At 74.3% G+C, this 5045-nt stretch carries 1 protein-coding gene; it reads left to right on the forward strand.

Translation table 11 applies throughout. The features are described 5' to 3' along the window. Window positions 1-5045: non-ribosomal peptide synthetase (locus VFZ20_RS18490; RefSeq protein ID WP_329685406.1), on the forward strand; the 5045-nt coding region annotated here is incomplete at both ends.

Raw genomic sequence — 5045 nt, forward strand, 5'->3', positions numbered from 1 at the left:
GCACGGACCTGTCCGGCAACCCCACCGTGCGCGAGCTGCTGGCCCGCGTGCGCGAGGGCGTGCTGCAGGCCCAGGCGCACCAGGACCTGCCGTTCGAGCGGCTGGTGGAGGCGCTGGGCGTGGACCGCGCCGCCGGCCGCACGCCCCTGTTCCAGGCCCTGCTCGCCTTCCAGCAGAACGCGGAGGCCGCCGGACTGACGATGGGCGGGCTGGACGTGCAGCCGCTCTCCAGCGGCGCCCCGCCCGCCAAGTTCGACCTCACGCTGTCCCTGGCCGATTCGGGCGAGGGCATCGGCGGCGGGCTGTCGTACCGCGCGGAACTCTTCGACGCCGCGACGATGGAGCGCCTGGTGGACCACCTGGGCCGCGTCCTCACGGCCATGGCGGCGAACCCCGGGACGCGCATCGCCGACATCGCCCTCAGCTCCGCGGACGAGACGGCCCGGCTGCTGGCGTGGAGCGGCCGCGCGGCGGACGACGAGTATCGGCCCGTCCACGAGGTGTTCGCCCGGCAGGCGGCGCGCACGCCGGACGCCGTCGCCATTCGCATGGGCGACGACGCGCTGACGTACGGGGAGCTGGACGCGCGGGCCAACCGCCTGGCGCACCACCTCCGCGCCCTGGGCGTGGGCCCGGACGTGAAGGTGGCGCTCTGCATGGAGCGCTCGCTGGAGATGGTGGTCGGCCTGATGGGCGCGCTCAAGGCCGGCGGCGCGTACGTGCCGCTGGACCTGGGCTATCCGGCCGAGCGCCTGGCCTTCATGGCCCGCGACGCCCGGGTGCGCGTCCTTCTCACCCAGGAGCGGATGCTGGACGCGCTCCCCGCGCACTCCGGCACCGTCGTCTGCCTGGACCGGGACCGGGCGGAGATCGAGCGGAATCCCGCCACGGCGCCGGAGACGGGCGTGACGGCGGACCACCTGGCGTACGTCATCTACACCTCGGGATCGACCGGTACGCCCAAGGGCACGGAGGTGCCCCACCGCGCCATCCCGGGCTTCTTCCGCGGGGCGGACTACGTGAGCTGGGACGCGGAGCAGGTGCACCTGCAGCATGCCAGCACCTCGTGGGACGTGCTGACGCTGGAGCTGTGGCCGTCGCTGATGACGGGTGCCCGCACGGTGCTGTTCCCCGCCCGCGCGTCCGAGCCGGTCCTCCTGGGCGAGCAGGTGGCGGCACACGGCGTCACCATCCTGTGGCTGTCGTCGGCCTACTTCAACCTGATCATCGACACCTGCCCGGAGATCCTGGCCGGCGTAACGCAGGTGATGACGGGCGGCGAGTCCGTGTCGCCGTCGCACGTGCGGCGCGCGCAGGCGCTGTACCCGGAGATGCGCCTGGTCAACGGCTACGGCCCCAGCGAGTGCACCGTCTTCGCGTCCGCGTACGTCATCCCCGCCGGCTTCGAGGGCGCGGCGGTCCCCATCGGCACGCCCGTGGGCGACCGCCGCGTGTACCTGGTGGACGACCGCATGCGGCTGAGCCCCCGCGGCGTTCCCGGCGAGCTGTGCATCGGCGGGCCGGCCGTGGCGCGTGGCTACCTGGGCCAGCCGGGGATGACGGCGGACCGCTGGGTCCCCGATCCGTTCGCGGCCGAGGCGGGCGCGCGGATGTACCGCACGGGCGACCGCGTGCGCTGGCTGAACGACGGCACGCTGGAGTTCGTGGGCCGCGTGGACTTCCAGGCCAAGGTCCGCGGATTCCGCGTGGAGCCGGGCGAGATCGAGGCCGCCCTGCTGGACGACGTCCGCGTGCGCGAGGCCGTCGTGGCCGTCCGCGAGGACGTCCCCGGCGACCGCCGCCTGGTCGCCTACGCCACGGCGGCGGATGGCGCGGCGCTGACCCTTTCGGAGCTGCGGAGCATCGTCAAGCAGCGCCTGCCGGAGTACATGGTGCCGCAGGCGTTCGTGCTGCTGGAGACGATGCCCATCTCCGCGCACGGCAAGATCGACCGCCGCGCGCTCCCCGCGCCCGGGGCGTGGACGGACGAGGACGCGTACGTGGCGCCCCGCACGCCCACCGAGGCGCTGCTGGCCGGCCTGTACGCCGACGTGCTGCGGGTCGATCGCGTGGGGGCGGAAGACGACTTCTTTGCCCTGGGCGGCCACTCGCTGCTGGCCACGCGCCTCGTTTCCCGCGTGCGGCAGACGTTCCGGGTGGAGCTGCCCCTGCGCGCCCTGTTCGACGCGCCCACGGTGGCCGGCCTGGCCGCCACGGTGGACGACCTGCTGCGCGACGGCGGCGCCGCGGAGCTCCCGCCCCTCGTCCCCGTGGCGCGGGACGGCGCCCTGCCGCTGAGCTTTGCCCAGCAGCGGCTGTGGTTCATCGACCAGATGGACCCCGGCACCGTCACCTACAACATCCCCTTCGCCCTGCGGCTGCGGGGCGCGCTGGATGGGGCCGTGCTGGAGCGGGCGATGACGGAGATCGCCCGCCGGCACGAGACCCTGCGCACCCGCTTTGCCGGCGACGGCGGCGCGCCCGTGCAGGTGATCGACGACGCGCGCCCCGTCGCCATCCCCGTGACGGACCTGCGCCACCTCCCCGGCTACGAGCGCGACGAGTGGGTGCGCGGCATCGCGGCCGACGAGGCGCGCCGGCCGTTCGACCTGCGGAGCGGTCCGCTCTTCCGCGCGGCCCTGCTGCGCGTGGACGACGAGGAGCACGCCCTGCTGGTGACCCTGCACCACGTGATCTCCGACGGCTGGAGCATGGGCGTGCTCGTGCGCGAGGTCTCGGAGCTCTACGGCGCCTACGGCCGGGGCGAGGAGTCGCCGCTGGCCGAGCTGCCCGTGCAGTACGCGGACTTCGCGGCGTGGCAGCGCGGCTGGCTGCGCGGCGAGGTGCTGGACGCGCAGCTGGCGTGGTGGCGCGGGCAGTTGGCCGGGGCGCCGCCCCTGCTGGAGCTGCCCACGGACCGCCCCCGCCCGCAGGTGATGAGCGACCGCGCCGGCACCGTCCCCTTCGCCGTGGACGGGGAGACGGGCCGCGCCCTGCAGGCCCTGGCGCGCCGCGAGGGCGCCACGCTGTTCATGACCCTCACGGCCGCGTGGCAGCTGCTGCTGTCGCGCTACAGCGGCCAGGACGACGTGACGGTCGGCTCGCCCATCGCCGGGCGCACGCGGGTGGAGACGGAGGGGCTCATCGGCTTCTTCGTCAACACGCTCGTGCTGCGCACGGACCTGTCCGGCGCGCCCACCTTCCGCGAGCTCCTCGGCCGCGTCCGCGAGACCACGCTGGGCGCCTACCAGCACCAGGACATCCCGTTCGAAAAGCTCGTGGAGGAGCTGGCGCCGGAGCGCAGCCTGAGCCACACGCCGCTGTTCCAGGTGCTGTTCGTCCTGCAGAACAACGAGCGCGCGACGCTGCGCCTGGGCGACCTGGCCGCCGAGCCCCTGCAGGCCGGCGAGCCCACCGTCAAGTTCGACCTGTCGCTGGGGCTGGGCGAGACGGAGGACGGCGGGCTGGCGGGCGCCCTGGCGTACCGCGCCGAGCTGTTCGACGCGCCCACCGTGGAGCGGATGCTGGAGCACTTTGGCGCGCTGCTGCGGGCCGTGGCCGCCCAGCCGGACCACGCCGCGGCCACGCTGCCCCTGCTGGGCGAGGCGGAGCGCCGCCGCGTGCTCACGGACTGGAACGCCACGGAGCGCGCGTACGACCTGGATTCCACGCTCCACGGCCGGGTCCAGGCGCAGGCCGCGCGCACGCCGGACGCGCCCGCCGTGCAGTATGGCGACGACGTGCTGACGTACGCGGACCTGGAGCGCCGCGCCAACCAGCTGGCCAACCACCTGCGCTCCCTGGGCGTGGGCCCGGAGGTGCGTGTGGGCGTGTGCGCCGAGCGCTCGCCGGAGCTGGTGGTCGCGCTGCTGGGCATCCTCAAGGCGGGCGCGGCGTACGTGCCCGTGGACCCGTCGTACCCGGCGGACCGCATCGCCTACATGCTGTCGGACTCCGCCATCCCCGTGCTCCTCACGCAGGACCGGCTGGCGGGCACGCTCCCCGCGCACGGCGCCTTCGTCGTCCGCCTCGATTCCGACTGGCCGTGGATCGCCTCCGCGTCCGAGGAGGCGCCGGCGGTGGACGTGGGTCCGGATCACCTGGCGTACATGATCTACACGTCGGGCTCCACGGGCCGGCCCAAGGGCGCCATGAACGCGCACCGCGGCATCGTCAACCGGCTGCTGTGGATGCAGGAGCAGTACGGGCTCACGGCGGACGACGTGGTGCTGCAGAAGACGCCGTTCAGCTTCGACGTGTCCGTCTGGGAGTTCTTCTGGCCCCTGATGACGGGGGCGAAGCTCGTCCTCGCCAGGCCCGGCGGCCACGGCGACCCGGCGTACCTGGCCGAGCTCATCGAGGCGCGGGGCATCACCACCCTGCACTTTGTCCCCTCCATGCTCCAGGCCTTCCTGGACGCGGGCGCGGGGCTGCGCTGCGGCTCGCTGCGCCGCGTGATGTGCAGCGGCGAGGCCCTGGGCTACGAACTGATGGAGCGGGCGCTGGACACGCTGCACACGGCCGGCATCCACAACCTGTACGGGCCCACGGAAGCCGCCGTGGACGTGACGCACTGGACGTGCGAGCGGCGGCCGGAAGGACGCCGGGTGCCCATCGGGCGGCCCGTGGCCAACACGCGCATGTTCGTGCTGGACGCGGGGCTCAACCCCGTGCCGGCCGGCGTGGCGGGCGAGCTGTACATCGCCGGCGTGCAGGTGGGCCGCGGCTACCTGGGCCGTCCCGGGCTCACGGCCGAGAAGTGGCTCCCCGACCCGTTCTCGGGCGACCCCGGCGCGCGGATGTACCGCACGGGCGACCGCGCCCGCTGGAGCGCTCACGGCGAGATCGAGTACCTGGGCCGGGCGGACTTCCAGGTCAAGATCCGCGGCTTCCGCATCGAGCCGGGGGAGATCGAGGGCGTGCTGCGCCAGCACCCCGCCGTGCGCGACGCCGTCGTCATGGCCGTGGACGGCCCCGGCGGGCCGCGCCTGGTGGCGTGGGTGGCCGCCTCCGCCCTCACGGGCGACGTGCTGCGCGACTTCGTC

Source organism: Longimicrobium sp. (assembly GCF_036280135.1).
Lineage (GTDB): Bacteria > Gemmatimonadota > Gemmatimonadetes > Longimicrobiales > Longimicrobiaceae > Longimicrobium.